Origin of the sequence: Mesorhizobium sp. AA22 (assembly GCF_001672375.2) — a bacterium.
In the GTDB taxonomy this organism is placed as follows: Bacteria; Pseudomonadota; Alphaproteobacteria; order Rhizobiales; family Rhizobiaceae; genus Mesorhizobium; species Mesorhizobium wenxiniae.
Genome location: NZ_CP048406.1, coordinates 219,149 through 245,556 on the forward strand (window position 1 = coordinate 219,149; position 26,408 = coordinate 245,556).

25 protein-coding genes and 1 pseudogene are annotated in these 26,408 nt (G+C 60.6%); 12 read left to right on the forward strand and 14 right to left on the reverse strand.

Annotation, left to right across the window (positions count from 1 at the left end):
• Positions 1–14 precede the first annotated feature (14 nt).
• Genes A9K68_RS01015 through dhaK form a run of 4 tightly spaced genes read left to right on the forward strand, consistent with a single transcriptional unit; the run spans position 15 to position 3,342 of the window.
• Positions 15–317, forward strand: coding sequence for an HPr family phosphocarrier protein (locus tag A9K68_RS01015; RefSeq protein WP_065006150.1), 303 nt, complete (start codon positions 15–17; stop codon positions 315–317).
• Positions 301–1,887, forward strand: coding sequence for a phosphoenolpyruvate--protein phosphotransferase (gene ptsP, locus A9K68_RS01020; protein WP_065006027.1), 1,587 nt, complete (start codon positions 301–303; stop codon positions 1,885–1,887). Before A9K68_RS01015 ends, ptsP begins: the two co-directional genes overlap by 17 nt.
• An 8-nt stretch (positions 1,888–1,895) precedes the next feature.
• Positions 1,896–2,321, forward strand: coding sequence for a hypothetical protein (locus A9K68_RS01025; RefSeq protein WP_065006028.1), 426 nt, complete (start codon positions 1,896–1,898; stop codon positions 2,319–2,321).
• 34 nt (positions 2,322–2,355) lie between these two features.
• On the forward strand, positions 2,356–3,342 hold the full coding sequence (gene dhaK / locus A9K68_RS01030) for a dihydroxyacetone kinase subunit DhaK (RefSeq protein ID WP_065006029.1): 987 nt from the start codon (positions 2,356–2,358) through the stop codon (positions 3,340–3,342).
• Positions 3,343–3,669: 327 nt separating this feature from the next.
• Here dhaK and A9K68_RS31505 read toward each other — a convergent pair whose 3' ends face one another.
• Together A9K68_RS31505 and A9K68_RS01035 are read right to left on the reverse strand one after the other, a co-directional pair.
• The gene (locus A9K68_RS31505) at positions 3,670–3,861 is read right to left on the reverse strand and encodes a DUF2259 domain-containing protein (RefSeq protein WP_065006030.1); all 192 of its coding nucleotides are present in this window, start codon (positions 3,859–3,861) and stop codon (positions 3,670–3,672) included.
• Positions 3,845–4,414, reverse strand: a complete 570-nt coding sequence (locus A9K68_RS01035; protein ID WP_246811273.1) for a DUF2259 domain-containing protein — start codon at positions 4,412–4,414, stop codon at positions 3,845–3,847. The genes A9K68_RS31505 and A9K68_RS01035 overlap by 17 nt, the downstream gene beginning before the upstream one ends.
• Positions 4,415–4,629: 215 nt before the next feature.
• Between A9K68_RS01035 and A9K68_RS01040 the strand changes: the two genes are divergently transcribed.
• The 3 genes from A9K68_RS01040 (at position 4,630) to A9K68_RS31515 (ending at position 7,486) form a co-directional block, all read left to right on the forward strand.
• Complete coding sequence (locus tag A9K68_RS01040) at positions 4,630–6,537, forward strand: propionyl-CoA synthetase (RefSeq protein WP_065006032.1); 1,908 nt, start codon at positions 4,630–4,632, stop codon at positions 6,535–6,537.
• 223 nt (positions 6,538–6,760) lie between these two features.
• Positions 6,761–7,192 (forward strand): hypothetical protein, encoded by a 432-nt coding sequence (locus tag A9K68_RS31510; RefSeq protein WP_246811274.1) that lies wholly within the window; start codon positions 6,761–6,763, stop codon positions 7,190–7,192.
• A 60-nt stretch (positions 7,193–7,252) separates the two neighbouring features.
• On the forward strand, positions 7,253–7,486 hold the full coding sequence (locus A9K68_RS31515; RefSeq protein ID WP_246811275.1) for a hypothetical protein: 234 nt from the start codon (positions 7,253–7,255) through the stop codon (positions 7,484–7,486).
• 376 nt (positions 7,487–7,862) lie between these two features.
• Here the strand turns inward: A9K68_RS31515 and A9K68_RS01050 are convergent, their stop codons facing one another.
• The 6 genes from A9K68_RS01050 to A9K68_RS01075 all read right to left on the reverse strand — a co-directional run bounded on the left by A9K68_RS01050 (position 7,863) and on the right by A9K68_RS01075 (position 15,575).
• Positions 7,863–10,244, reverse strand: coding sequence for a polysaccharide biosynthesis tyrosine autokinase (locus A9K68_RS01050; protein WP_065006033.1), 2,382 nt, complete (start codon positions 10,242–10,244; stop codon positions 7,863–7,865).
• Positions 10,245–10,516: 272 nt separating this feature from the next.
• Complete coding sequence (locus A9K68_RS01055; protein WP_065006034.1) at positions 10,517–11,413, reverse strand: UTP--glucose-1-phosphate uridylyltransferase; 897 nt, start codon at positions 11,411–11,413, stop codon at positions 10,517–10,519.
• 57 nt (positions 11,414–11,470) lie between these two features.
• Positions 11,471–12,439, reverse strand: a complete 969-nt coding sequence (locus A9K68_RS01060) for a glycosyltransferase family 2 protein (protein WP_065006035.1) — start codon at positions 12,437–12,439, stop codon at positions 11,471–11,473.
• Complete coding sequence (locus tag A9K68_RS01065) at positions 12,429–13,379, reverse strand: glycosyltransferase family 2 protein (RefSeq protein WP_065006036.1); 951 nt, start codon at positions 13,377–13,379, stop codon at positions 12,429–12,431. The genes A9K68_RS01060 and A9K68_RS01065 overlap by 11 nt, the downstream gene beginning before the upstream one ends.
• Positions 13,379–14,374 carry a glycosyltransferase family 2 protein gene (locus A9K68_RS01070; protein ID WP_082982112.1) on the reverse strand — a complete coding sequence of 332 codons (996 nt, stop codon included), beginning with the start codon at positions 14,372–14,374 and terminating at the stop codon, positions 13,379–13,381. The genes A9K68_RS01065 and A9K68_RS01070 overlap by 1 nt, the downstream gene beginning before the upstream one ends.
• Before the next feature lie 28 nt (positions 14,375–14,402).
• Positions 14,403–15,575 (reverse strand): hypothetical protein, encoded by a 1,173-nt coding sequence (locus A9K68_RS01075; protein ID WP_029347693.1) that lies wholly within the window; start codon positions 15,573–15,575, stop codon positions 14,403–14,405.
• Positions 15,576–15,884: 309 nt separating this feature from the next.
• Between A9K68_RS01075 and A9K68_RS01080 the strand changes: the two genes are divergently transcribed.
• The 4 genes and pseudogenes from A9K68_RS01080 to A9K68_RS01095 all read left to right on the forward strand — a co-directional run bounded on the left by A9K68_RS01080 (position 15,885) and on the right by A9K68_RS01095 (position 18,924).
• The gene (locus A9K68_RS01080; protein ID WP_065006037.1) at positions 15,885–17,174 is read left to right on the forward strand and encodes a glycosyltransferase; all 1,290 of its coding nucleotides are present in this window, start codon (positions 15,885–15,887) and stop codon (positions 17,172–17,174) included.
• A gap of 293 nt (positions 17,175–17,467) precedes the next feature.
• Positions 17,468–17,998: pseudogene (locus A9K68_RS32410) on the forward strand (phosphoribosyltransferase); the annotation flags it as partial.
• 132 nt (positions 17,999–18,130) lie between these two features.
• Positions 18,131–18,427 (forward strand): hypothetical protein, encoded by a 297-nt coding sequence (locus A9K68_RS01090; RefSeq protein ID WP_156768174.1) that lies wholly within the window; start codon positions 18,131–18,133, stop codon positions 18,425–18,427.
• A 38-nt stretch (positions 18,428–18,465) separates the two neighbouring features.
• A complete protein-coding gene (locus A9K68_RS01095) occupies positions 18,466–18,924 on the forward strand; it encodes a family 16 glycosylhydrolase (RefSeq protein ID WP_082982098.1) in 459 nt (152 codons plus the stop codon).
• 74 nt (positions 18,925–18,998) lie between these two features.
• Here A9K68_RS01095 and A9K68_RS01100 read toward each other — a convergent pair whose 3' ends face one another.
• The 6 genes from A9K68_RS01100 to A9K68_RS01125 all read right to left on the reverse strand — a co-directional run bounded on the left by A9K68_RS01100 (position 18,999) and on the right by A9K68_RS01125 (position 25,079).
• The gene (locus tag A9K68_RS01100; protein ID WP_065006040.1) at positions 18,999–20,078 is read right to left on the reverse strand and encodes a glycosyltransferase; all 1,080 of its coding nucleotides are present in this window, start codon (positions 20,076–20,078) and stop codon (positions 18,999–19,001) included.
• A 126-nt stretch (positions 20,079–20,204) separates the two neighbouring features.
• Positions 20,205–21,536, reverse strand: coding sequence for a UDP-glucose/GDP-mannose dehydrogenase family protein (locus A9K68_RS01105; protein WP_065006041.1), 1,332 nt, complete (start codon positions 21,534–21,536; stop codon positions 20,205–20,207).
• Positions 21,537–21,597: 61 nt separating this feature from the next.
• Positions 21,598–22,467, reverse strand: a complete 870-nt coding sequence (locus A9K68_RS01110; RefSeq protein ID WP_082982099.1) for a family 16 glycosylhydrolase — start codon at positions 22,465–22,467, stop codon at positions 21,598–21,600.
• 162 nt (positions 22,468–22,629) lie between these two features.
• Positions 22,630–23,022, reverse strand: a complete 393-nt coding sequence (locus A9K68_RS01115; protein ID WP_065006042.1) for a hypothetical protein — start codon at positions 23,020–23,022, stop codon at positions 22,630–22,632.
• A gap of 266 nt (positions 23,023–23,288) precedes the next feature.
• A complete protein-coding gene (locus A9K68_RS01120; RefSeq protein ID WP_065006153.1) occupies positions 23,289–24,302 on the reverse strand; it encodes a glycosyltransferase family 2 protein in 1,014 nt (337 codons plus the stop codon).
• Positions 24,303–24,737: 435 nt separating this feature from the next.
• Positions 24,738–25,079: an exopolysaccharide production repressor exox gene (locus A9K68_RS01125; RefSeq protein ID WP_245316089.1), complete on the reverse strand. Its 342-nt coding sequence runs from the start codon at positions 25,077–25,079 to the stop codon at positions 24,738–24,740.
• A 536-nt stretch (positions 25,080–25,615) separates the two neighbouring features.
• Here A9K68_RS01125 and A9K68_RS01130 point away from each other — a divergent pair.
• On the forward strand, positions 25,616–26,290 hold the full coding sequence (locus A9K68_RS01130; RefSeq protein ID WP_065006044.1) for a sugar transferase: 675 nt from the start codon (positions 25,616–25,618) through the stop codon (positions 26,288–26,290).
• The last annotated feature ends 118 nt before the right edge of the window (positions 26,291–26,408 follow it).

Genomic DNA, 26,408 nt, shown 5'->3' on the forward strand with positions numbered 1-26,408 from the left:
GGAATTTTGACAGCATGTCCGCATCCGCCGAAGCCACAGTCCTGATCACCCATGAGGTCGGCCTGCATGCGCGCCCTTCGGTGAAGTTTACCAAGCTCGCCAAGACATTTTCAGCCGAAGTCGAAGTGGCGCTCGCCGCCAACGGGCCTTGGTTCGACGCCAAGAGCATCGTCAAGGTGATGGCGGCCAAGGCGCCGAAAGGCACGGTGCTGCATATCCGAGCGAGGGGTGACGGCGCCGGCGAGGCGGTCGGCGCGCTGGTCGAGCTGGTGCGGCGCGACTTCGACGAGGGCGTGAACCATGCCCGAACCGCTTAGGCTGAAGGGGATTTCGGCTTCGGCCGGCTATGCCGAAGGTCCGCTGTTCAACCTCGATCCGGTTGTCGCGCGCTATAACCGTAAGGCGACCGCCGCTGACGAGAGGCTCGCGCTCGGAACGGCAATCAAGGCAGCGACCGGCCGACTTGCCACGCTCGTCGAAGCGACCGAGGGCGATGCAGCCGAAATTCTCGAATTCCAGCTCGCCATGCTGGAGGACGATGCACTGACCGGCCCGGCCTTTGCCGCGATTGCCGTCGGCCAGCCGGCCGATACGGCATGGCGGCAGGCGCTCGACGCCGAAATTGTGGGCTACGCGACGTCCGATCAGGACTATTTCCGGGCGCGCGCCGCCGACATGCGCGACATACGCGACCAGGTACTGCGTGCACTGACCGAAGAGAGCGAGGCTGCGGCGCCGGCAGGAGCCATCTTCTATGGCGAGGACATCGCGCCGACGCGCTTTCTCGAAACCGACTGGAGTTCCGGCGGCGGCATTGCGCTGAAAGCGGGCAGTGCCGCCAGCCATGTCGCCATGCTGGCGCGCTCGCGCGGCGTGCCAATGATCGTGGGGCTCGGTGCTTCGCCGGCTCATCTTGCCGGCGTCGCCCTGCTTGATGCCGAGCATGGCGGCATCATATTGGCGCCATCAAGGGCAGAGGTCGAGGCGTTCCGGCGAAAATCGTCCTCTTTCGCGGCACGTCGCGACCGGGCGGAAACTTTTTTGACCCGGCCGGCAGTGACGAAGGCCGGCACGGCGGTGCGGGTGCAGGTCAACATCGCCGATCCGTCCGATGTCGACAGCATCGATGTCTCGACCTGCGACGGCGTCGGGCTAATGCGGACCGAATTCCTGTTCGGCAGGACGCTGCCGGATGAGGAAACGCAGTATCGAGCCTACCGCAAAGTGCTCGAATGGGCTGAAGACAGACCGGTGACAATTCGTACCGTCGACGCCGGCGGCGACAAGCCGGTGCCGGGCTTCACCGTCGAGGAGGGCAATCCTTTTCTCGGCCTGCGCGGCATCAGGCTATCGCTGGCGCGGCCGGAGGTTTTTCGGGTACAGATCCGGGCGCTGCTGCGCGCCGCCATTCATGGCAATCTCAAGGTGATGTTCCCGATGATCGCCGTTGTGGACGAATATCAGCGTGCCGCCGCCCTGTTCGCGGAAGAGAAGGCCGCGCTTGCCGCTCGCGGCGTCGCGCAAAAAATGCCGCCGCTCGGCATCATGGTCGAGGTGCCATCGGTGGCGATCGCTCCCGAGGCTTTTGCCGAGGTCGCTTTCTTGTCGATCGGCTCGAACGACCTGACCCAGTATGTGATGGCGGCGGCGCGCGACAATGCTTCGGTTGCGCATCTCAATTCGATCAGGCATCCGGCCGTGCTTCGGCTGATCGCCTCGGTTGCGGCGTTCGGCCGCGCGCAAAAGATTCCGGTCAGCTTGTGCGGCGACGCAGGCGGCGATCCGGCGGCGATCCCGGCGCTGATCGAGGCCGGCCTGCGTGACCTTTCCGTGGTTCCCGCCCAACTCGCAATGGCCAAGGCGGCCATTGCGGACGTTTCGATCTAGGCGCGGGCATGGCCGAGAAGACACCCGAACCCGGCTCCGAAGAGGCGATCCGCGCCTATAAGATGATCCTGTCGCAGGTCCTCGACCAGCGCCCGTCCGGCATGCGCCAGCGCTTGGCCGATGCGCTCGGCAAGCACCGCAGCTTCGTCACGCAGATTTCCAGCCCGGCCTATTCGATCCCGATCCCGTCGAAACATTTGCCGGCTATTTTCTCCGTCTGCCATTTCAGCCCGGCCGAACGCGACCATTTTCTTGCCGCCTACCATCAGGCGCATCCCGGAAAAATGTCGGTGGCATCAGGCATGCGCAAGACGCGGCATGTCTCGCTGATCGTTCCCGATTTCGGCGACGACAAGCAGAATGCAGCGCTCGACCGGGCGGTCAACGATTTCATCCAGAAAATCACCAGCATCGCCGGCAAGGGCGGGACATAGTCGCGCCACGCCTGGCCATTTCGGAAGGACGGTCATGAAGAAATTTCTGAATTCGGTCGACACGGTGCTGGCCGAAAGCCTCGACGGCTTCGTCGCCGCGCACTCCGACATACTGGTGCTGGGCGACGATCACAAATTCGTTCGCCGCAAGGCGCTCAAGCCCGGCAAGGTGGCGCTGATTTCCGGCGGCGGCTCTGGCCACGAACCGCTGCATGGCGGGCTGGTCGGTCATGGAATGCTGGACGCCGCCTGCCCCGGTCAGGTGTTCACCTCGCCGACGCCGGACCAGATGCTGGCGGCTGCGGAGGCGGTCAACACCGGCGCCGGTTGCCTGTTTATCGTCAAGAACTACGAGGGGGATGTGATGAATTTCGAGATGGCCGCCGAAATGTCGGAGGGGGTCATGCAAGTGGTGACCAATGACGACGTCGCGGTCGAGAACTCCTCCTACACCACTGGCCGGCGCGGCGTTGCCGGCACACTGGTGGTCGAGAAGATCGTCGGCGCCGCAGCCGAGCAAGGCATGGCACTGAATCCGTTGAAGGCGCTTGGCGAACGCGTCAATACCGCAACGCGGTCTATGGGCGTTGCGCTGACCAGCTGCACCGTACCGGCGGCAGGCAAGCCGACCTTCGATATCGGCGACGGCGAGATGGAGTTCGGCGTCGGCATTCATGGCGAGCCCGGCCGCCGCCGCGACACGTTGAAGAGCGCCGATGCCATCGCCGAGGAGATCTGCGCGGCAATCCTGGGCGATCTGCGCGACAGGGCGAAAGGCCCGGCGCTGCTTTTCGTCAACGGCTTCGGCGGCACGCCGCTTATGGAGCTCTATCTGATGTACAACAGCGCCCGGAGAATCTTCGAGAACAACGGCGTGACGGTCACTCGCTCACTGGTCGGGTCCTATGTGACATCGCTCGACATGGCCGGCTGCTCGATCACGCTGACCATGGTCGACGACGAGACGACCGCATTGTGGGACGCACCGGTGCATACGGCTGCGCTGCGCTGGGGGATGTAGAACCGCCAACACCGCGCTGCCGCTTACGACAAAAAATGGCCGCCAAAAAGCAAAGCCCGTTTCAGTCTGCGAAGTGGGGCTTCGCAAGGACTATCAGGCCAGTGTGGTGGAGTTAGGCACAATGTTGCTTTGTTTACCTTTGGTAAGGTAAGGAATCCGGCGGTTTTGGGAGGGCAGAACATGCGTTACAATTGGGATCGAGCGCCGACGGGTTTCGAACGTCACAGAAAGGCGCTGGCCGCTGCCTTGCTGATCGCCGGCGGTGTCGGCCTCATGCTCGCGGCGCTGCCGCTTTAGAACCATATTTGAGCGCAAGCAAGGCGCTTTTCAACGCAGCTGGCCAGTCACGGCGATAAAGCGGCGGTCCAGTCCTTCAAATCCCTGGCTGAAGCGTTGCACGAGCACGGCAAGCACTGCCGGTCTGCCGTCCGGGGTGAATGCATAGGATTCCGACAGGCTGTAGGAGGTCGGGCAATTCCTCGAGGCGGGCACGGTCTTGTCCTCATGCAGCAGTTGCAACGGAGTGCCATCCTGTGCCTGCAGCGTCAGGCGGAAACCGAACGCCTTGCCGGCCGTGGCGCCCTTGCTGCTCGTCGAAACTCGACGAGCAATCCATCGTGCTGTCGGCAAGTATCTGGTGGAGCTGGATGATCGAGATGCCGAGCTCGTCATAGGTCGGCGAAAGCCATTTCTGCGAGACCTGGTCGGGGCGCGCAATGTCTTGGTAAGCGACCATGTCGTCCGGAAAGGTGAACCTGTCAAAGGCCGTCCGCTCGCCGCGCGCCGCTATGGCATATTGGGCGAGGATCGGCGCCGCCTGCGCGGCAGCCTGTGCCCTCGCCTGATCGAGAGTGAGCGTCGCCTCCTCGGTTTCGTCGACGATGCGGATCGGCTTACCACCGACGAACTCATCGGTGCGGGTGTCGATGATGTCGATCTCCGACCAGCCCGAATTCGAAGCACCGGCGTCGAGCGTGCCGTACTGTTCGAAGGCGAAGTAGGTACCGTCCGGCCAAAAGCCGAAGATGCGCCGTGCCGCCGCATCGCCGGCCTGAGCGGCGGAAGCGACCATCAACAGCATCGCCGCAAATACGGCAGATCCAACCTTGCATCGCAAGTTCATTGCGCCTTGCCCCCAATTATGACCCCACACCCCAATTATGACCCGAGACCATCGTGCCGGGTATTTGCGACCAAGGCGAGAACGCCAAAAGACGAAATTGCATATGCTTGCAAAAACAGCATACGCTATTCAAAGACAGCAGACATTCCTGGGGAGGAAGCCGGATGGCGTCACGCTACCACGAGGTCTATGACGGCTGGAAACGCGACCCGGAAAAATTCTGGGCGAATGCGGCCAAAGCCATCGACTGGTTCACACCGTTCGACACGGTCTTCGATCCGAATGCCGGCGTCTATGGGCGCTGGTTTGGCGGCGCCTCCTGCAACACCTGCTTCAACGCCGTCGACCGCCACGTGGCGGGTGGCCGCGCCGATCAGATCGCGCTGATCCATGACAGCGCGATTTCCGGCACGATCAGGAAATTCACCTATGCCGAACTGAAACGCGAGGTGGTCGCGCTGACGTCGGTGCTGAAGAACCGCGGCGTCCAGAAAGGCGATCGGGTCATCATCTATATGCCGATGGTGCCGGAAGCGGCGTTTGCCATGCTTGCCTGCGCCCGCATCGGCGCCGTGCATTCGGTCGTCTTCGGCGGCTTTGCCTCGCACGAGCTCGCCACGCGCATCGACGATGCCAGGCCGAAGCTGATCATTTCCGCCTCTTGCGGCCTGGAACCCGGGCGCGTCGTCGCCTACAAGCCGCTGCTCGACAAGGCGATCGAAATGTCGCGGCACAAGCCCGAGGCCTGCCTCATCCTCCAGCGCGACCAGCTGCGCTGCGAGCTCAAGGAAAACCACGACATCGACTATGCCGACGCCGTCGCCCGTGAGCGGGCCGCAGGCGCCAATGTCGACTGCGTTCCAGTGCTCGCCACCGATCCGCTCTACATCATCTACACGTCCGGAACGACCGGCCAGCCCAAAGGCATCGTGCGCGACAATGGCGGCCACATGGTTGCGCTGAAATGGTCGATGGAGAACGAGTTCGGCGTCAAGCCGGGCGAGGTGTTCTGGGCGGCTTCTGACGTCGGCTGGGTGGTCGGCCATTCCTACATCGTCTACGGCCCGCTGCTGCATGGCTGCACGACCGTCATGTTCGAAGGCAAGCCGGTCGGCACGCCCGACGCCGGCACCTACTGGCGGGTGATCGCGGAGCATGGCGTCGTCGCGCTGTTTACCGCGCCGACCGCCTTCCGCGCCATCAAGGGACAGGATCCCAAGGGCGAATTCGTCCCGAAATACGACCTGTCGAAATTCCGCACGCTGTTCCTCGCCGGCGAGCGCGCCGATCCGGAAACCATCAAATGGGCGGAGCAGAAACTGAGCGTGCCGGTGATCGACCATTGGTGGCAGACCGAGACCGGCTCGCCGATGACGATCAACCCAGCCGGATTGGGCCTGCTGCCGGTGAAATACGGCTCGCCCGGGGTGCCGATGCCCGGCTACGACATCCGTGTGCTCGACGATGCCGGCCACGAAGTGCCGCGCGGCACGTTGGGCAATGTCGTGGTCAAGCTGCCGCTGCCGGCCGGCTGTCTGCCGACGCTGTGGAATGCCGATGACCGGTTTCGCCAAGCCTATCTCGATGAATTCCCCGGTTTCTACAAAACGGCGGATGCCGGCATGATGGACGAGGACGGCTATTTGTTCGTCATGGCCCGAACCGACGACATCATCAATGTCGCCGGCCACCGGCTTTCGACCGGCGCCATGGAGGAGGTGCTGGCCGGGCATCCAGACGTTGCCGAATGCGCCGTCATCGGCATCGCCGACGCGATGAAGGGCCAGGTTCCGCTCGGCTTCGTCGTGCTGAATGCGGGTGTCGCGCGTGACACCGGCACTATAGAGACCGAGGTGGTCACGCTGGTGCGCGAGCGGATCGGCCCGGTCGCCGCCTTCAAGACGGTGGTGACGATCAAGCGCCTGCCAAAGACGCGCTCCGGCAAGATCCTGCGCGGCACCATGCAGAAGATTGCCGACAAGGAAGAATGGACGATGCCGGCGACCATCGACGATCCGATCATTCTCGACGAAATCACCGCAGCGCTCAAGAGACGCGGAATCGGCCTGTAAAGACATCGGGGCATCGACAGCGCGCCGGGGCGCCAATTTGGCCATTGTGCAATGCAGCAAATCGCATACAGTTTTGTCGGGGTCGCCCACCGACGATCCCGCCGCATCCGGAACTGGAGAAGCTCGGCTCCGGATGGGGGCGTACAGGTGTTTTCGTCATCAGCGGCTTCGTCATCGCCTTCAGCGCCGAAAACTCGACCGCCTTGCGGTTTTCGAGGCAAGGATGAGGCGGCTGGCGCCGGCGGTCTGGATCTGCGCGCCGGTCACCGCGGCGGTGCTGCTCCTCGTCGGGCTCAGCTGGCCGACGGAGGCCGTGACCCGGCTCGTTCGCACGGCATTGTTCGCTCCCTACTCGCCCTGGGTCGACAGCGTCTATTGGACGCTCGGCATCGAGATCGCCTTTTACGCCGTCGTCTGGACCTTGCTGTGGCTGGGCCGCTTCCATCTGATGGAGGTGGTGGCCATCGCGATCGGCCTGATCAGCACGCTCTTCTGGTGCCTATTATCCGCTCGACTGGTCGGAGTTTGCCGAGACGCGTTGGTTAGCCCTGCTGCTGGTGCATCATGGACGCTTCTTTGCGACGGGCGTGATGATCTGGCTGATGCGCTTCAAGGCGGTGACGCCGTTCCGTCTTGTCCTCTGCGCTGTTTCTAGCCGGCTGCGTCCTGCAGATCGCCAGTTCGGTCGATGTTCAGACCGTAGGTCGAAGAGCAGATGCCATACGCGCCACCGATCGTCTTCTTCCTGGTTGCCATAGCCCTGATGGCATGGTCCTTGCGGCTCGACCTGTCCTGGCGCGGCTGGTGCCGGAATGGCCTGATGACCTATCCTCTCTATCTGATCCATGATGTCGTCGGCGCGGCCATTCTCGGCGCCCTGATGCGTGCGGGAGTGCCGTACCTGCTTTCGGTGGTCATCGTCGGCGCGACCATGATCGCCGCGAGCTGACTGATTGCGATCGAGGCCGAACCGTGATCCGGCTTCTGCTCGACCACACGATCGTCCGCTACCGTCTCAAGGCGGCGTAAGCGGGCCCGGTTCCTGGCTGCAAACGTCCTGCGGTGGGAATGTGCGGCGCGAAGCATAGTGCCCACGCCTTTTGCGCGACCCGTCGCGGCTCGGCGACCTCTACTGGTCAAGCGAGGAGATCGACCCGCACCTAAGAGAGATCATTCCCCGCGATCTTACCGGCTCTTGCGCAGGGCTGCCGGTCATGGTCTTTTCGAGGGGGCATTCGTGTTCGCTCACGCCGGCTCAGGCCCGGTATCGGCCTGGCCGCGCAGGAACCACGATCTGCTCAACATCCGTTCCTAATATACCGGCCTCAGGTGTTTGCTTTCGTCCGCGCTTCCGATTTTTCCAGATAGTAGGACGAATATCTGTCGAAGAATTTTTCCGAGCCGCCGATCGATCCATACTTCGCCAGCTTCTTCAAATCGACCTTGTTGAGGACGACGCCGACGATCTTGTTGGCGATATAGGGTTCCGAACTCAGTATGGATTGCACCATCGCACGCGGTGTGCGCCCCCATTCGGTTACGAGCACGAAGCCGTCGGCAAGCGGAGCAAAGGCCTTGGCATCGACCACGGGGCCGAGCGGCGGCAGATCGACGATGATGTACTCGAAGGTCTCCTTGGCATTGTCGATGAAACGCCGCATCCCGGCCGACGATAGAAGCTCGCTGGTGTGCGAGAAATGACCGCGCGGCACAGCCGGGACAATCGCCAGCTTGGTCTGCCGGTCGATCTTGCCGACGGACTGCCAGGTCTGCCCGCTCACTACCGCCTCCATCAGGCCTTGCTCGGCCTCCATGCCAAGGCTGCGGCTGAGGCCGGGTTTGCGCAGGTCGCCGTCCACCAGCAGGGTTTTCGACCCGTTGGCAGCAAGCAGTCCGGCCAGATTCGCCGCCACGGTCGACTTGCCCTCACCGGGAAGAACCGAGATCACGCCAATGACCCGGCTGCCTTGCCCTTCCATCACGACGTCGAAGGCAATCTTGGCGCTGCGAAGCGTCTCGGAAAACATCGATGCCGGGGCGTCGATGCTCACCCGCATGCGCGCGCGTCTTTCAGCGGCCGACGGTGATTGGGCCGTTTTGATGTCCGCCTGACCGTCATCGCGTTTATCGTCCTTGGCGACCTTACTGCCAATGATCGGCAGGTAGCCAAGGAATTTGAGGCCGACGCGATCGCGAACGTCTTCGCCGGTCCTGAAGAACCGCTCCCTGAATTCATTCAGGCCACCAACCCCGGCCCCCATCATCACGCCAAGCACAAGCGAAAGTCCCAGCACTATGGACGTGCGCGGGGTTGCCGCGGACTGCGGCAGCGTCGCGTCCGAGATGACGCGGATCTTGCCAACGGGGAAGGATTGCTGCTGGGAGGCTTCTTCGTAGCGGCCAAGGAACGTCTGATAGAGCGTCGAGAGCGCCGTTGCCTTCTGCTCGAGTTCGCGCAGCTTGACCTGCGACTGGTTGTCGATGGAACTCTTGCCCGCCGCTAACGCGACATTTGCGCGGAGCGCCGTCTCGCGCGCGAGAGCAACTTCGTATTCGTTGCGATAGCTTTCGGTCAACTGCTTCAGCTCGCCGAAAATCTGCGCTGATATGTCGGCCTTTTCCTTGGCAAGTGCGACCGCCTGGGGATGCTCTGCCCCGAAATTGGCTTCGATATCCTGCTGCCGCTTGGCGACAGTGAGATAGCGGGTCTTGAGCGTTGAAATGATCGAGTTGCTTGGCTGGTCGGCGGATATGGCGGCATCCCTGAATGCGTTGTCCGAACCGCTTTCGACGATCGACTTGTATTGCTGGTAGCGGGCGCTGGCGCGGGCGGTATCGGCCTGCGCCTCAATGAGCTGGCCATTGAGGTCCGACAGTTGCTTGTCGCTGATCAACTGGCCGTCATCGACGGCCAATCCGTGTTCGGCCCTGAACTTCTCGACGGCGAGCGACGCTGCCTGGGAACTTTCACGAAGCTCCGTCAGCCGGCCTTGCAGCCAGACCGCCGCGCGCTCGGTCGCATCGAAGCTCGCATCGAGCTGATCCGCGAGGTAGGCGTCTGCGTAGGCTTTGGTGATCGCGGTCGCAAGTGCGGCATCCGTCGCTTGATAAGCGATGGAGATCACATAGCTTCGACCGATGCGCTCGGCCTGCACTTCGTTTTGCAGTTTGAGGATCGCGTAATCGCGGCGTGACGAGGCAATCATCGCGTCACGCGTCGCCGGATCAAGCTGGGTGACGTCGGTGGTGCCCACGGCGGGGCTGGGACGGAAGTACCGGATCACGCCGCGCACCAAGCCGGCCGCCTTCGACACGGCCGATGTGGGAGGATACAAGAAAGCGTCGTTCTGATCGAGCTTCTGCTTGTCGACGACCACCGCCGCCAACCTCGCCGAGTGAAGAATTTCGATCTGGCTCAGAATGGCGGAATCGGTCTGCATGCTGACCGACGCCGCCGACACCTCGTCAACGACCTTATTCAAGCCTTCGTCGATAAGCACGCGGCTGGTCGCCATGTAGGTGGGAGGCGTGGTCTGCAAATAGAGCACGCCCAAAAAAAGACCGATGGCAGCGCATGCCGCAACCACCTTTGCCTGCCTTGCTGCCATGCTGAGCAAGCGCTCGATATCGATGAAGTCGTCGGCGCTGACTGCGTCCGAACTCGGCAATGGTTTCCTCTTGTCAAGAGGAAAATTGGCATAATTCATCTTCGGTCCAATTCTACTTTGCATCTAGAGCGGCGGTCCCTCAAGTCGACCTGTGCCGCCGCTCTATCTCTTGTTTGAGCATCGGATTTCCCAAAACCCGCCTCTATTTTTGGGTCCGATGCTCTCGTTTGCAGGCGCTGAAGCAAGATCGGGAGAATCAGCACATATACGACGCAAGCTTCATGCCAGACAACGCGAAACCCGGGCCGCCAAGCGCATCGGCATGTCTTGCTTCACCGTCCATATACACTAATGCTCCCAAAAAATGGGCATTATGCGGCTTCCACCCGGCGCCCATGCGACCGCACAAACTCCTCAAGCATCTCGAAGATTGGCCCCTTCATGTCGTCACGCGCCAGCGCGAAGGCGATATTGGCTTGGATGAACCCTTCCTTCGAGCCGCAGTCGAACATCCGGCCGTTGAAGGGCTGGGCAAAGAAAGCCTGGTTCTGCGCAAGGCGAACCATGGCGTCGGTCAGCTGGATTTCGTTGCCGGCGCCGCGCTGCTGATTGCCGAGCAGCGCGAATATCTCGGGCTGCAGGATGTAGCGGCCGTTGATGTAGTAGTTCGACGGCGCATTGGCTGGAGCCGGCTTTTCGACCATGGCGGTGACCTCGAAGCCCGAGCCGACATCGGCGCCGCAGCCGACAATTCCGTATTTGCTGGTCTCGGTCGGATCGCAGCGCTCGACGGCGATGACGTTTCCGCCGGTCTGTGCATAGAGGTCGGCAATTTCAGCGAGACATCCACGCCCGCCGAAGGACACCATGTCCGGCAACAGCAATGCGAAAGGTTCATCGCCGATGACTTCCCGGGCGCACCATACCGCATGGCCGAGACCTTGCGGCGACTGCTGCCGGATGAAGCTCGTCGCACCAGCCACGGGAAGCAGGCTTTCGAGCGCCTGAAGCTGCGCCGTCTTGCCAGTCTGCTCCAAAGTCCCGATCAATTCTGGATGCAGGTCGAAATAATCCTCTATGACTGCCTTGTTGCGGCCCGTCACGAAGACAATGTGCTCGATGCCGGCTTCGAACGCCTCGTCCACCGCATATTGCACGACAGGCCTGTCGACGACCGGCAGCATTTCCTTCGGCATCGACTTGGTCGCCGGCAGGAATCGCGTTCCAAGCCCCGCTACCGGTATGACTGCCTTCCTGACTTTTTTCATTGCATATTCCTTCTGAGGAGATCGACTTCAACCTGTCGCAGGCCGCGAAAACTGTTTTCACCTGCCTGCACCTTTCACCTCCCCCGCACCCACGGCAAATTGTGCCGCCACCCTTCGCAGCCGAACGGCGATCGGCATGCTCATATGCCGAACGGCCGCCGGATCGCTGAGCGCCGTCCACACCGCCTTGAGCGGGGACCGCGCCTTGATGTGCTGGACTAGCGACAGAAACGACGCTGCCTTGCGCAGGCTGCGTGTGCGCCTTGCGAAAGCGGCCTCGGCCTTGGCGTCCATCGAATGGGTTCTGGCGAAGGCGAGATCGGCCTTGCGCATCGCCTCGACGTGATGAAGTTCGAGCACGCGGGAAATGGAGCCGGTCCGGATATGGTAGACGTAGCCGGTCGTCGGCTCGACCACACATTTTCCGCCCTTGGCCAGAGCACTGGCCAGCAGGATGTAATCTTCGCCGATGATCAGGCCTTCGTCATAGCGAAGCCCGTTTTCGTTCAGGAAGCGTCGCTGGAAGATCGGCTTGAGATAGCCGAGATTGAACCTGGATTCGAAGACCACATTGCCGGCGATATAGTCCGCTAGCGAGATTTCACTCAAGCGCTCGAGATAGTCGGCCGGGAACATCGTCTCTTCGGCAACGCCGTCCTCGCGAACGACCTGGAGATTGTCGACCGCGATCTCGGCGCCCGCTTTCTCCGCGCGGTCAATCATGGTGCAGATCCGCCCGGGATAGATCGCGTCATCGGAATCGAGGACCGCGACCCACCGGCCGCGGGCAAGCTCAAGGCCGGCATTCCTGGCGCCGCCGGGACCACGGTTCTGTGCAAGGGCGACGACGCGCACGATATCCTCGGGGTAGGATCGCGCCAGATCGAGCGTCCGGTCGCGCGACTGATCGTCGACGACGATCACCTCAACGCTGACATCGCGCTGGGCGATAGCGCTGGCGATCGCCCGCTCGATGGTCAGCTCCGCATTGTAGGCGGCAATGACAAAGGTGACGTCAGGCTGCACGCTTGCCCCCTTCCTGCGGCGATGGCAAGCCGTATTGGCGGATTTCACGCACACCGACGAGACCGCTCACGACGCCGACATGCATGATGCCGCGAAGCACGCTGCGGTTCCTGCGCACGGGATTGATGGCGACCGGGATCGCCAATGCGAAACAGTAGACCGCCTTTGCCGAGGCGAGGCCGACTTGCCTGACCAGCGCGAGGCCACTCGCGTCGCGCCCCAGGAGGTGCCCATGCGTCTGCCCGACGCGGAACCGGCGGCGGCGGAGCCAGTCGAATGCGGCCCTGGCGCGCGGTACCACTTCATCGACCCAGGCTTGCGGCGAAAAGGCGATGCGACCGCCGGCCTTGACCATATGGTCGAAGAATTCGGTGTCCTCGCCGCCGGTCTGGCCACGCGCCAGGCTGAACCGCCGGCCGCGGAGGCTGTCGGCGCCCATCCTGAGCAGGACGTTGCAGGTGTAGCCCGTGCGGATCTCGCCGCCCACCCAGACCGGCAGGGTGGAGTGAAAATCGCCGCGGCGCATCCAGGCGGGCGCATCCGGCCGATAGCGCGCCCGCACCGGTCCGAGCACGGCGGCAGCGCCACTCACTTCCGCCGTCGCAACCAGTTCGGCGAGCCATCTGGACGATGCCGTTTCGTCATCGTCGAGGAAGGCGACGAAATCCGCCATGCTGGCGTCGAGGCAGGCGTTGCGGGCGATCGAGATGTTGCGCGCCGGGCAATGACGATAGGTAATCGGCAGCTTCAACGTCTCCGCCAGCGTCGCCACCAGCAACTCGGCCGTCGGCCCGTCATCATTGTCGGCGACGATGACGCGGATGTCGAATCCCGAAGGCACCTCCAGGGCGGCTATGGAGCGAAGCGTGTCGGCAAGCTCCGGCCGCCGAAACGTGCAGACGCAGATGTCGATGCTGCGGTTTTTTCCGGCCACACCCATCACGCTACCCTCCTACTCTGTGATCGCGGTCCAAGCAGTTGCAGCCAGAAGCCAACGGACCAGCCGAAATGCATGACCATCGCCGAAATCCCAGCAAGCGCATTGTCCGGATTGCGCTGGCTGATGGCAGTCCACACGCCGTAGCCAAGACAAACCGACGCCCACACCAGAAGCGGCACGACCGCCAACCAATGCACGAAGAAAAAGGCAGAGAGAAGGACAACGGGGAACACCAGAAGCGGCACCATCTGCCGGACCTTGGGTATCATGCGGTGCTTGAGAACGTTCTTTGCGCGGCCGCGGCCATAGCCGAGATACTGGAAATACAGGCCGGCGAGCGACGCGCGCGGGTAATAGATCATTTGCGTCTTGCCGCTCATCCAGATTCGGTAACCGGCCTGACGGAGCCGATAGTCGAACTCCGCATCCTCGTTGTGGCTGAACGTCTCGTCATAGCCGCCCACCGCCTTGAAGGCCGATATCCGCATCAGCGCATGGTGGCCGTGATCGACCCACTCGCCCACTGAGAGATGCCGGTGCTTCGAGCCGCCCGTGCCGAGCTTGGAATTCTGTGCAGCCGCCACCGCTTTCTGCACCGTGCCGCTGCCGCTGGTCAGCATGGAGACGACGACCGAATCGGCGCCGGTGGCCAGCGCCTCCTCGACCAGCCGATCGCAATAGTCGGGGGGATAGCCGCCATGCGCGTCAATGCGAATGAGATATTCAGCCCCCTCGCCGTAATTGGCAACGGCGAGATTGATCGCCGCGCTCTGGAGGCGCTTTTCATTGTGAAGAAGGATGATCCGCGGATCTTTCCCGGCAATCTCCTCGACGATTGCCCTCGTGCCGTCCGTGCTGCCGCCATCGGCAACGACGATCCGGGCACCGAGCCTCTCGGCCGACGGTCGAAGCTCATGAACAAGCGCACCGATGTGAGCCGCTTCGTTCAGGCACGGAATCACGATCAGGCAGGGCGCAAGCTTTTCGGATGGCATCATCGGCCCATGTCCATCGATAGCCATCCTAAGCCAGTGCCTGGGCAGCATACGGATCCTGCACAACCGTCAACCCACGAAGCTTTTCGACGAGCGCCCGGCAATCGCTGCGATCATGGCTCCAGGTTCGCGGATTGCGGGCAAGAACACGCGCCCGCAATTTCCCGAAACGATGCTCGTCCATATCCCCCAGGGCGGCTTCGAGGGCCTCAGGCGTGGCTTGAGGCAAAAGAACGCCTATACCCTGCCGGTCGAGGAACCGGCCGGTTTCGGTGTTGGCCATCGAGATCGGCACGGCGCCGAAGCGGCAGCCCTCGTAGAGACGGTTGGGCAGCAGCCATTCGGAATTCAGCCCCTGCTCGAAAAAATCGATGGCCCAGGAGAAATGGACCTCGCGGTAGATCGTCGCCATATCCTCGGGGTTCCGATAGGGCCCGCCAAACGAAAGCCAGGGCTCGGCTTCGACAAAACCGTGAAAATCCGGGAATTCGGAAAGCGCCGGGCGGCCCCTGAGGATGATTTCGAAGCGACCGTCGAGCCGTCGGGAAAATTCGGCCAGAAGCTCCAGGGAGCGGCGGCACCGGAGTGCACCGAACCAGCCGATCCGCCAAGGCGGAGCGACGGGATCATCCGCCACCATGCGATCATCCAGCGCAACCGCGGCAGGCTCGAAATATTTGTTCTCGAGCAGCTCGACCGGCGCGGCAATCTGCCCAAACGGCTTGAAATAGTTGGCGATAAATGCCGGCGAACTGGTCACCAGCAGCATTACATCCCTGGCCAGATAGCGTTCCGCGCCGCGCATCGCCTTGCCCAAAAAGTCGTCGCGAAGCACAAGGCGGTGAATGTCGAGGCACTCGTAGACGATCGGCACCGTCGCCTGGAAAGCCGATCTGGCACGCCGGGCAAGCGCCAGCATTTCCAGATTGCGCGCGATGATGAGGTCGGGTCTTGGCATCGAGCCGAGCTTCGAGCCGATCGAGACCGCCGCCTTTGTGACTGCTGCCAGCCGCTGGGCGAATCGGCCGTCGCGCGTCGCCCCAAGGTCGATCGGGCGCAAGCCTTCGACGTCGGCGACCGGACTTGCTATCCGACGGAAGCCCGCCAGTGTGACCTGGGCGCCGCCTGCCTTAAGCATTATGATCCGCCGGCGCACTGCCGGGTCGGAGACGTCGTGTACCAAGTACAAGACATGCAGCATGAAAACTCGACCGCTGTTGGCCCGCCCGCAGGAATGCTAGTACAGCTCTTGCTGCATCGCAACATTTTTGGTGCTATGTAGCGGATTTAGCGGTTGTCGCGCACCGCACAAACATTAGGCCGCGCGAATGTTCTATTGCGTTGCAGCAAAAAATCGGTTTTCATATGACGAGAAGTTGGTGAGAATTGGGGCCGGGGGGTTCATGCGCTTGTATTTGGTTCCAGTGGAATTGCAGGATTTGGCAGTTCTGCGCCCATAGGGCAGTTCGCTAAAATCCCCTATCCGCTGTTTGGATACGGTGGTTAAGGCATGGCCAAATCTCTTCGTATTGCCGTCTATAACGACAAATATCCGACCAGTTTCGTTACGCCGCGCGTCTCCAGACATACAATCCTGCGCAAGCGGTTCCTACCGTTCAACCTGGTCTCGTCGAAGTTGGAAGGTGTGACGTTGATCGAGCCTGCCCTGTCCGTCGACGTGGTGCATGCGTTCAACCGGATCCCGGTCAATTCTTCGAAATTCATCATCTCGTTCGAATCCCATTTGCCGCGTCAGTTCGCCCTTCGCAAGCGCGGGCCGATGGCGCGTTACCTGGCGTCGCGGATTGCGAACCCCGGCTGCCGCCGCATTATTGCCTTGTCGCATTTTGCCCGCAGGTGTTTTCTGGGTCAGCACGCCGACAATCCGAACGTAAGCCTTCTGACGGAGAAGCTGATGGTCCGCCATCCGAACATCGTCGTGCCTGCCGTGGAAGATGCGATGCTTGAGAACACCGCGGAGGAACTTGTGCTGACGTTCGTCGGCGCCCATTTTGGCCGCAAGGGCGGCTGCGTTGCGGTCAAGATCGCGGAAAAAGCAATAGAGCAGAATTTGCCTATCCGAGTGAACATCGTTTCGAGTCTGCAGGTAGGCGGCGGCATATGGACGGATCCGACAACTCCAGGATTCTTTGACCAGTATATCAAGTTGCTCGACCTGAAGAATGTCCAGCATTATAGCGCGTTGCCAAACCATTCGGTGCGACGATTGTTGCGCAATTCGCATTTTGGCATCCTAGCTACCTTCGGCGATACATTTGGATACTCGGCGATAGAATCGATGTCGGAACACACCCCGGTTCTCGGAACGGGGGTCTGTGCCCTGCCTGAATTCCTGGAGGATGGTGTCAACGGAATCTCATTACCCATGAGACTCAACGATCTCGGCAATTGCTGGAATCCGGGATACAACTCGCGCGGCGAGGCGAAATTTGCCCAATATTTCCAGGATGAGGTCGAGCGCCTCGCTTGCCTGTCCATCGAACGATTGAAGACATATATCGGTCAGCCGAAGCTGATGGCGCCACTGCGACGTCAAGCCCGGTGGACGGCAGAGATCATGTTTGCCGCGGAACCGGCGGGCGCATTCCTCGATGCGCTTTACGACCGTGTGGCGTTGGAGCGAACCAAAGAACCTGTGCAACTCGACCCGGCCCTTGATGCTTCATCTCCGGAAGCCTTGCCGCTTGAACCCGACAAGCAGAAGATATCCCCGCGCCACGGTGGCACGCCGGCAGCATCGCTCAGCGTCTTGCCACCCCGGATGGCCTGGCGTGCATGAACGCTCGACAGCTATCGCAGTCGTACCTCACGAGAGCGTGAGAATCGGATTGGGTTGCCATTGTAATTTGGCGTGCTGAGCGGCGGAGATCGTGCTCCTTCCTGGGATTCGGATAGCCTACTGTCGCTCCGAATTTCCGGGCTATTTTGTTGCGTGCAACATTTTTGATGCGGTCGGGAAGTTGCCATATCGTTGTGGGAAGCTGTGAAGCTCCTGCCGGCGCGGTCGCCGCCCGCGCCGGCACCGAGCGAGGTGAAGTGAATGCGCGCACCGGCAAAATCACCGCTCTGCACACTGAAAACCAAGTCGACGACGGACCCGCACACGAGAAATTCCTGAGCGAGGCGCTGCCGCTGTTTGGCCCAACCCGCAAGATCGGATGGCTGGTCACCAGCCGGCTTGAGAAATACCGCAACCACACGGAAGCATGGCTCCAAAAGCACGACATCAAATACGACAAGCTGATCATGCTCGAACTGCCGAGCAAGGCGGAGCGGCAGCGGCTTGGCGTGCATGGCAATTTCAAGGCCGATTTCTAGCGCAAGTCCGATGCCATGCTGTTCATCGAAAGCGAGCACCAGCAGGCCCTTAAGATCGCCGAGCTTTCCGGCAAACCGGTGCTGTGCGTGGAAACGCATCTGGTCATTTATCCCGACTCGCTGTCGCTGCCTGCACTTGGACGGATCGCCCGCAACTTTCCAGGCAGTTTGAAACAGATGAATTCGCAGGAAGGGCGCAAGACGGCCATCAAGATCGTCGCGCGCAGGCTGCTTGGCGAACGCGGCTATGAGACACTGAAGAGCCGGGTCAAACGACCGGCTTAGATGTCGAGCCAAAACTGTGGCCAAGGGACATCATGCCGCCGATTTCGCCATTTACGGTGTGGTTCGCCGGTCACCACGAACGGCCATCATGAGCCGTCGGGAAAGCTGGAATCTGCCGTCGGAGATAGACGCATGAATTTCACACGCAGACAACTGTCGGCTCTTCTTGCTACCTCGGCAGCATTGCAACTGGTTCATAGGCGAGCCGTGGCAGAGAGTGCTGCCGCAGGAGACGCGGAAGCTGCCGTTGACAAGCTTCCGGATTGGTCAGCGATCAAGCTCCAACTTTGGAAGTATAACAATCCCTTCGTGCCATCGCAGTGGGGCGAGCCAAAGCTCGGAGGTTATGACTGGAAGGCGGCGAACGCCAAAATCGTTGACGGCGCGCTTCAGCTTACTGTCAGCGAGAAAGCTTCCGCACAGGCGTAGCCGGCGGTAAATCGGACTTTTCATCGGCAAGGTGGGAAGTGGATGTCACTCTCCCGACGATGAAGCCAGGGCTTGTTGCAGCGCCGCTTTGGACTTTTAACGACAAAGCCCATGAGGAAATCGATTTTGAATTCGTGGGCACGAAAGGACTACAGCTCAATGTTTGGGCAAACGTCGACAATCAGCACAAGAGCGTTTGGCTAAAGTGGATCCAACTCGGCGACCTCTCGGGGAAAAGATACCGCCTTGGCATAGAATACGAGGCGGGAAAACGTGTTGCTTTCCTCATTGACGGCAAAGAAGCTGCCGTGGTTACGCCGGCTGACACTCTGGGCGGTGCCTTTCCGAACAAGCCCATGAAGGCGTACTTCGATCTATGGGTTGCGGCAGGCGCGGTGATGGACGCAGGTTGGGCCGGCAAATGGGAGCCGATGCCGGCATCGGACAAACTGGTCATGACAATTCATGGCTACAGGCGAACTGATGTCGATCAGTGAGATTGCAATTCATCCGACCGCTGCGCAACCTCGGTTCAAGCCTCAAGGGCATGCTTTTGGGCGACATGCATTAATCAGGCGGCTTGGCGCGAACCCTGCTGGGCCGCCCGGCCGAGCATCGAAAAGAAGGTCGCGAACTGACGTTCAGGATCCAGCGCCGGCCGCTCGGAAAATTCACGTGCCGCCGCCGAGAGCCGTTCATATTCCTGGCTGTCGTTCCACAGCCGCCTGATCGCCGCGGCCCAGTCGTCGAGCGGTGCGTCATAATCGAGCACCACGCCACCGGCGCCAATCGCTTCCGGCAGGCCGCCGCGCCGGGACCCGACGACCGGAATGCCGCTGCAATGGGCCTCGGATGCCACGCGCCCCCAGGCCTCTTCCCATTTGCTGGGCGCCAGCAGGATCTTGGTCCGGCTATAGACCGTCTTCATGTCGCTGGTGCGGCTTTCCAGCCTGACATTGCGCAGCGGCGCGATGGTCCGTTCGATCTGTGCCCGGTGGTCGTCGTCGAGCTTCCAACTTTCGACGAACAGGAACGGAATTTCGGAGCATTGGCCGGCAATGCGCACCGCGAGTTCGAATCCTTTTTCATTGTAAGGGTTGATCAGCGTAACAAACTCGCCTGTCGTCGGCGTGCTGTAGAGCGCGGGATTGATGGTCGGCGGTATGACCGTCGAATCGATGTCGAATTTTGCCTTGTAGGTGCGCGCCGTGAACTCGGAATTGGCGATATAAAGCGCCGAATGCAGCTCTCGCAGATCCCCGCCCAATTCGTGGAATTCGACGTTCCGCAGATAGACGACCAGCGGCACGCCAAGCGCCTGCAGCGCCTTTCCGATCGGCACCGATTTGTGGCACTGCACGACGGCGACGTCGGGATCGAGCCTTTCGACGGCAAAGCGCGCCGCTTCCCAGGGAAACCACGCCCGCACCACAGGGTAACCGGGATAGCTGTCGATGACGGCGCGCTGCCTCAGAAGCTTCATCTTGGCGCGCGCCTTGTAGCCAAAGACGCCCTGGCCGAACAGCGCGGCAAGCACTGATGCCTCGTGGCCATGTTCAAGCAACTGTTCGGCCAGATGGTGGGTGCTGGATTGGACACCGCCGCTGAACTGGGGAGTGTAACCGTTGCCACCTGCAAAAAGGACTTTCATGGCTCCAGCTCCTTGTCGCATTCTGGGTTTGTTCAAAAGCGGTTTACTAAGGCAGAAGATATCCATCAGTTCCCGCCAGCCTCCGTCGTGTCCCGCTGTCAAGGCAACAGGCTTTCCCGCATGATCTCACGCCGCCATCCTGCCGATGCTGTGATATTCGATGCCGTAGCGAGCGATGACCTTGGGGTCGTAGAGATTTCTGCCGTCGAAGATGATCGGCGTGATCAGCGCATCCTTCATCGCGTCGAACGACGGCGCCTGGAAGTTCTTCCACTCGGTTGCGATCATGAGCGCATCGGCGCCACGCAGCGCTGCCTCCTTGGTCCCGCACAAAAGCAGATCCTCGCGCAGTCCGTAGATGGCCTGGCATTCCTGCATCGCCTCGGGATCGTAAGCCTGCACTTTGGCACCGGCCTTCCAGAGCGCTTCCATCAAGACACGCGCCGGCGCCTCGCGCATGTCGTCGGTATTGGGCTTGAAAGCGAGGCCCCACAGCGCAAAGGTCTTGCCCTTCAGATTGCCCTTGAAATAGCGGCTCACCTTGTCGAACAGGACCGACTTCTGTTCGTTGTTGCGTTCCTCGACCGCGCGCAGCAGCTTGGCATCGAATTTGACGCCTTCGGCGGTCTTGATCAGGGCGCGCACGTCCTTGGGGAAGCATGAGCCGCCATAGCCGAGGCCCGGATAGATGAAGTGGTAGCCGATGCGCGGATCGCTGCCGATGCCCTTGCGGACCTCCTCGATGTCGGCGCCGAGTTCCTCGGCCAGGTTGGCCATTTCGTTCATAAAGCTGATCTTGGTCGCCAGCATGCAATTGGCCGCGTATTTGGTGAACTCGGCGCTGCGCACATCCATGACGATCATCTTTTCGTGGTTGCGGTTGAACGGAGCGTAAAGCTCACGCATCACCGCCTCGGTATCCTCGCTGCCGGTGCCGACGATGATGCGGTCGGGCTTCATGCAGTCGGCCACCGCGGAGCCTTCCTTGAGGAATTCCGGATTGGAGGCGACGTCGAAACCCAGATCCTCGCGGCCGCGCGCCTTCAGCGTCGCGGCGATCCTGGCCTTTATCTTCTCGCAGGTGCCGACCGGCACGGTCGACTTACCGACGACGATCTTGGGCGCGTCCATCTCCCGGCCGATGGCCTCGGCAACGGCCAGCACATATTTGAGGTCGGCAGAACCATCCTCGCCCGGAGGCGTGCCGACAGCGATCATCTGTATCTGGCCATGCTTGACGGCGGCCGCGGCATCGGTGGTGAACTTGATGCGGCCGGCCGCGTGGTTCTCCTTGACGAGGTTTTCGAGCCCAGGCTCGAAAATCGGGATGAGGCCCTGATTGAGCCGCTCGACCTTTTTCACGTCGATGTCGACGCACACCACCTGGTGTCCGACTTCGGCAAGCACCGCCGCCTGCACGAGACCGACATAGCCAATTCCAAAAACCGTCAAATTCATTTGGTTTCATTCCTGTTCAAGACTTCGGAGCGCTTTCGGTCCGGCCGGTTCAGATTAGTCTTTACTTTATGCTGCATGCCAGCGATTCCGGAAACTGGCATGGCTGACCTAGCGCCGTGAAAGCGACACGGTCCACTTGCATGATGAGTTTTCGACCCGGATCCGAAAACGGTCCCATCCAGTTCTTCAGCGTGTCGCTGCCCCACAGGCTGAAGAATATCTTTTGCGCGTGAGTGGGCAGCTTTGCCGGATCTTTGATCGTGTTCACCAGTTGGCCGTTGACGTACCAGCGCAGTCTGTCCTTCTCCCAGACGAAGGCGTAGTCGTTAAAAACCTTGTCGGTACCGCCAGCTACATCCACCAATTTCTCGTTCTTGCCCTTGCCGGCTATGTAGGCGTTGACCTGCACCTTGGAGGTGTCCTTCGTCAGCACCTCGAAGTCGATTTCGTCATGCGGCTGCTTGTCAGTGGGGCCGATGTAGGTGAAGAAGGCGGCATTGATGCCGGAGCCCGCATCGGTTTTCATCCGCGCCTCATAGGTGCCATAGCCGAAGCGCTGCTTGGTCTGGACCTCGCCGCAGGCAAAGTCGCGATCCTTTAGCTTCCGCTTTTCGAAACCGAGCGTCAGCATGCCGTCGGAAAGCCGGACCTGGCTTTTGGACCAGGTGCAGTTCTGGTGCTTGCCGTTCGTCCAGCCGTCGGCAATGTACCAACGCGCACGATCGAAGCTGGTGAAATCGTCGACGAACGATGGCGCTGTCGGGATGTCCTGCGAATGGGAAGGGGTCGGGCCTGCAACCACGCTGCCGAGTGCAAACAGCAGAAACGCGCCGCCCGAACATAACTGCCTCAGGTTCCCTTGCCTGATCGAGCGCGTGAACGGCCTGCCGCCGGTTGCTGGGGTGGACGTGCTTTTCGGATCCGCGTTCATACCAAACTCACCTTTGTGCTGCGCCCCAACCCAAAGTCGACGTTCAAACCATGACGAAACGAGCTGACCTTGACCTTCTGCCAGTACCTTCCTTGTGCTTGCCTTAACTTGCCCAGTGACACCAAACCTCCTGCCTGTGGGCCCATCCAGGGATCTTGAAGTTCACTCCGTGCCGGCGGCCGGCTTGGCGAAATCTGCCTTCGAGCTACGCTGGGCGCTTTCGTCGAAGATTGCATCCAGCGAATGACGGAGATCTTTCATCAATTCGTTCTGGCGCGCGAGCGCCGCGATGCGCCGCTCGTAGTTCAGGATCGACTTCGTCAGCTCGCTGACCTCGGAGGATCTGCTGGAGGAGGCCGCCCCATTCTCCATCGCCTCGACCAGGAAGGCCGCGTTGGTGGCCGTTGTCTGGTAGCGATTCTCAAGGCCGTTTTTCTCCGCCTCGACCTCGGCTGCGATCTGGTCAAGCAGCTTTGCCAGGCGGTCAAGGCGCGAGATGTCGGTCTGCCTGTCTCGGGCCGGATCCCTAGATCTGAAGCCAAATATCGAGGCCATGCGCTCAGTTTCCTGTCATAACCGGCCTAAGGCTATCCCTGTGCCCGTCCGGCCAAAAAAGTCTTGTCGCATCGTCCAACTCCTCTGACTGGGGGACATTTTCGTGCCGATTCAAATAGCCAATCAAAATTGCTGCACCGCAACATACATGCCATCCCCAAAGCGAGTAGGCAACCACCTAGTGCGGCGAATCGGAAATTCGCATCACTTTGAAGCGTGGTAAGGACCTGTTGACATGATCGGCATGGCGCCGGTTGCGGACCAGCTCAAGGCTTGCCGACCGGGCTGGTTGCGGCCATGAGAAAGCGCAGCGGCGGCACAGGCTGCTTCGAGGCAAAGCCGGCGCGGCGAAACAACGCATCCAGCTTGTCGGCGGCCACGCCGCGAAGGATGGGGATGAGGTTGGATTGGCTGGCCAGGGCGTAGGCCGCAGCCGATGTCAGCCCCTGCTCGTTCTTCACGTCGAGGAAGTTTCGCAACCGATATTTGTCGCGTACCTGCCGTTCGTGCCTTCTGAGCACGGCCTTAGACCCTTCCGGCAAACTATCGATCGTCAGCAGCGCCAGATCCGCGTCGGCCAGACGCTTGAGGTCCTGCGTCTTGTGCTGGCCGCTCAGCGAGTCCGCGCGAACGATCGCGCCATAGCCGCAGGACCTGATGACTTTGAAGCGCGCCCCGCAAGCAACCGCGCGCGCGTAGAGTTCATAGTCTTCGCCAAGCCGCAGGTTTTCGTCATAGCGCAGTCCATGTCGGTCAAGAAAAGCGCGGCTGATCACCGGTTTGAGGAAACCCAACTCACCTCTCTGCACACGGCGACTGGAGATGTTGCCTTCGATGAAACGCTCGAAATCGAGGAATTCCGGATCGGCCGAAAACCGCGGAGCGGTGATTTTCGAGACGTCGGTCACCGCATCGTCCCTGATCATCATGATGTTGTCCGCAGCGAAATCCCAATCGGCGCTGGCGAACAACTCGCGAAATCTGCCCTCGAGAAAAAAATCGTCGGCGTCCAGAATGCTGATGAACGGCGATCTGGAGCTGGCGATCGCGGCGTTGCGGGCGAAGGAGGGACCGCCGTTGACGTCGAGCCGGATGACGGAAAGCCTGCCGCTGCCATCGTCGGCCGCCCGAGCGACTTTCGCGGTGTCGTCAGTGGAGGCGTCATCGACGACGACGACTTCGGCCACCTCCGGCTCGCGCAATGCCGACGCGATGCCCACTGGAATTGTCCGCGCCGCGTTGCGGGCGGCGATGATCACGCAGACCTGGGGTTCTGTCATCCATTCGTTTCTCGACTGCACAGGTAGCTCCGAACTTCTCGCCGCCCCCGGTTTGATGTCCATGCAGCTCTCGTTCTCACTGCCTGTCCGGCTGTTCGAAAACATCAGCCGGCGCTTATGCTGCAATTGCGAAGCAAAGCATCGTTAAAATCATTCGCTCCGTCCAGTCTTTCCTTTCGGTGTCGTCATGGCGCAATCGATGGGCGGTGAAATACCCGCGGATAGACGGACTGCTTCGCAAACCGTCCCTGCTCATCATGGATGGGACCGTCAGCGCACTCGAATCGCTGATCACCAGGTCGATCGACAGAGTTTACGCAAATTAGAGCTGAGTCACAGGATCCGAGGCTGAATGAAAAATCCGGAGGCCGGTTGCCCAGGATGCTGTCGGGCGAGCAGTCCGCCAGCATCCGGCCGACGCTTTCTGTCGTCAGGTCAGTGCAGGCTTCTCCTGGCACTGAACTTCTCGCCGTCGGCCACTTCGGTCGAACTCAGCTTTCGTTCGGCATCGCGAATCTTATCAGCCGACGTCGGGGAATTTCTGACAACCATGACGAAAACCAGCAGAAAGTAGCCCAGCTGGATGACAATGGCGCAGGCTACAGCGCGAAAAAGCGTCGTGTCTAGCGAAGCACCGTCGAAACAAGACCATGCGACCACGATCGCCAGAGCGAAAATCATGCCGACAATGAATTTTGGTAGCGACATACCCGACAGCCCGTCAACCTGCTCGGGCAAAAATCGATGATCGACCCACCCCGAGCCTCCCTTCGCCATGCGAGCTTGTTGAGGCCGCTCGCTTTCTTTGGCCGGTTGCTTCCGGCCTTCCCACGCTGTCCATACTCTGACAGAAACAATTTGCAACTCTATTAAGGTGTGCAATATCGGGCAAGGCCAACCGCAAATTATTTTGGATAAGTTCGCGGGATCGACTCTGCCATGTTGCGATGCACACATCGACATCACGACCAATCACCCCGTAGCGACCCGCTTCAGTAGGAGCTACAATATTAATCAGTACTTTACTTTAAACCCTCTCTATATTTTACCAAACTAAAGGATGATAAATGCTCAATAACCCGGCACAAAGAGCGATTTGCCCAACCTAAGCCTCAAAAACGCACTAGATTTTTCAAGGTTGCCCAGAATTTGTCACGAACGCGCCATAAAGGCGAAAATTTGTGCAGGATCGGTTTATTATTTAGTCAAGTCATGACGTGATTATTTCAGGCGCTCAAGAAATTGTGTGTTGCGATGCAGCATTTTTTTGATATCGTGCGGCAAACCATCCGTTCAACGTATGGAGTTTATGCATGAGGGACGTAGCCAAGCCGGCCGACGCGGATTTTTCGCAGGCAGGTATCGATTTTCCACCGATCGGCGGCCTGCTCAAACGCAGCTTCGATATCGCCGGTTCACTGATTGGCCTGGTTGCTCTCAGTCCGCTGTTTGTGATGGTCGCGCTGCTTGTCAAGTTCTCTGACGGCGGACCGATTTTCTACGGTCACAGCCGGATCGGTCGCGGAGGACGGATTTTCCCGTGCCTCAAGTTTCGCACCATGGTTCAGAATGGCGAACAGGTGCTGGCTTCATATCTTGCCGCCAACCCGGACGCCAAAGCCGAATGGATGGCGACCCGCAAGCTCAAGAACGATCCGCGCGTCACGCGCGTCGGGGCCGTGCTGAGGAAGCTCAGCCTCGATGAACTGCCGCAAATCATCAATATTCTTCAGGGTGACATGAGCCTTGTCGGTCCTCGCCCCGTCGTACGCGACGAGCTTGAGATTTATGGCAGTTCGGCCGTCTATTACCTGAAATCGCGCCCCGGCCTAACCGGGCTTTGGCAGGTCAGCGGCCGCAATGACGTTTCCTATGACAGCCGCGTCGCATTCGATCGCCACTATGTCGAGAACTGGTCGCTGTTCCAGGACATTCGCATCATCGTCAAGACCGTGCCTGCCGTCTGGATGTCGCGGGGCTGCTACTGAGCGACCGGGAGCCGGTTCTGTGTGGAAGAGTGACTGTCCAGATGCCAACCATTCTGCAGCAAGTTTCATCGGGCGGGGCTAAAGCGGATCGGAAAACGTACAGTTGAAAACAGATATC